This window comes from Gordonia aquimaris (genome assembly GCF_026262595.1).
Taxonomy (GTDB): Bacteria; Actinomycetota; Actinomycetes; order Mycobacteriales; family Mycobacteriaceae; genus Gordonia; species Gordonia tangerina.
In genome coordinates this window covers 1-1,775 of sequence record NZ_JAPKFM010000065.1, presented here as the reverse complement: position 1 = coordinate 1,775, position 1,775 = coordinate 1, and the positions used below count along the sequence as shown (strand labels likewise).

Here is a 1,775-nt window from a genome sequence, read left to right as displayed (position 1 = left end):
ACACTGGTCGCGGGTCGAACCGCGCGATACTGTCCCGTATGCGACTCCTTGACCAGATGATCGTGCACCACCCTGAAGGTGAACGCCGTATCCAACTGTTCTCTGGCGACCTCGCGCAGATCCCGGACGACGAGGGGGTCGATGCATTGATCGTGTCGGCGTTTCCCGACAGCTACGGGCCAACGCCAGGAACTCTGATCCGCGCCCTCGACCAGCGTGGGCTGTCCGTCGGCAAGCTTGCCCGCGACAAGCACATCGACCTCCGAACGACGTCCAGTTGCTGGCTGTCGCGGCCGGTCATGAGAGACGACCTCGGCTTCCGGTACGTCATCTGCTTCGAGCCGCTCTACCGGGGCATGGATGCACCAGCGCAGGTCGTCGGTGACCTCTTCCGCAGCCTTGTTCCGTTCACCACCGACGAGCCCTGGATCCGCAGTATCGCGATGCCCCTGCTTGCCGCCGGCAGTCAGCGAGAATCCGCGCCGCGGATGCTGCGAGCGATCCTGGATGCATCGGTGCACTGGCTGTCCGCCGGCGTAAACCTCGATCCGATCAAGATCGTGCTCTACTCCGCGATGCCCGAGGAAACGCAACACGAGCTGCTCGAGCAATTCCGTTCGAAGGCAAAGTCGCTCGCGTCGGAAGTGCCTTCGCCCCTGGCGAGCGGCTCTCGCGGGATCAGCGCCTTCCAGCACGACCTCTTCGTCAGCTACTCACGCGTCGACAGCGACGTCACCGATCGCTTCGTAGATCACGTGCGGACGCTTGATCCATCCATCCGGCTCTACCTTGACCGCTCAGAGCTTCAGTCGGGATCATCCTGGCAACAGTCCATCTACAAAGCAATCGATGACTCTCGGTTCGTGGTTTGTCTCTACTCGCCCGATTACCTGTCGTCGAAGGTGTGCATCGAAGAACTGCACATAGGCTGGATGAGACATCGTGAAGAGGGAGACGTCCTGGTGCCCGCATTCCTTCGGTCCGCCCAACTGCCCTCGTATATGCGGCTTGTGCAATACGTTGACGTTCGGGAAGCTGACATGCACAGGATCGATGACTTCGCGGCACGCGTGGTCGATCGTGTCCACCGGGCGCGCTCTGAGCCTCGCCGGCGAGACGCCGAGACCGCCGGACCTCAAACACGCGGCCCCTCGTTGTCCGTCGGAACCGCGGAATCGCTCTCCACGCTTGTCGAACGACTCACCGACCGGGGCGAGGTCCACCTCGACGTGACAATCCGGCTTCGTGATGCCTGATTCGGTGCGCTGATGCGTCGGAGAGACGGATCGGTTGCACTACGCGCCGATGATTTGCGGGGGATTTGCCGCGCCCGGTCCTGAGTTCCCAGGACCGGGCGCATGGCGCTAACGCACCAGCCGAGTCGCAGCGGCGACATCCGCGTCGAATCTTCCCGGCTCGATCTCGGCGATCGACCCGAGAGCCCGTACCAGCTGTGCGAGTTCGGCTTCGGCAGCCATCCGCGACTCCTCCACGCTCGGGTACGGCCCGTGGTCTGTGGCCGCCCACTCCTTGATCCGCCGAGCGTGGACGTCGGCGGTGACCCGGACGAGATCCTGACTCAATCGCGCAGCCATGATCGGGCTGAGCGCGGCGCGGCGGCTGATCGGTCGGTGAGCCCCAACGCTGTTCATCAACAGTCCTCTCTGCAGTTGTCCTTCAGACACGCCTCACCCACAAGGCGTCAGAGAGCTAGCCCAGAGTCGGACTTGGGGGAACTGAAAATAGTAGACCGGATTGACCAGGCAGACAAGGGC

The 1,775-nt window shown here is 63.0% G+C and carries 2 protein-coding genes; one reads left to right on the top strand and one right to left on the bottom strand.

Annotated elements, in window-relative coordinates; translation table 11 throughout:
• Positions 1-1,256 (top strand): toll/interleukin-1 receptor domain-containing protein (locus tag OSB52_RS24565; protein WP_266063954.1); only part of this gene is annotated, 1,256 nt, incomplete at its 5' end.
• Positions 1,257-1,364: 108 nt separating this feature from the next.
• Here the strand turns inward: OSB52_RS24565 and OSB52_RS24560 are convergent.
• Positions 1,365-1,652 (bottom strand): hypothetical protein, encoded by a 288-nt coding sequence (locus OSB52_RS24560; protein WP_266063953.1) that lies wholly within the window; start codon positions 1,650-1,652, stop codon positions 1,365-1,367.
• Positions 1,653-1,775 lie beyond the last annotated feature (123 nt).

Excerpts from the sequence above, each read along its gene's own strand:
- OSB52_RS24560 (WP_266063953.1), bottom strand. The coding sequence starts at position 1,652 with ATGAACAGCGTTGGGGCTCACCGACCGATCAGCCGCCGCGCCGCGCTC.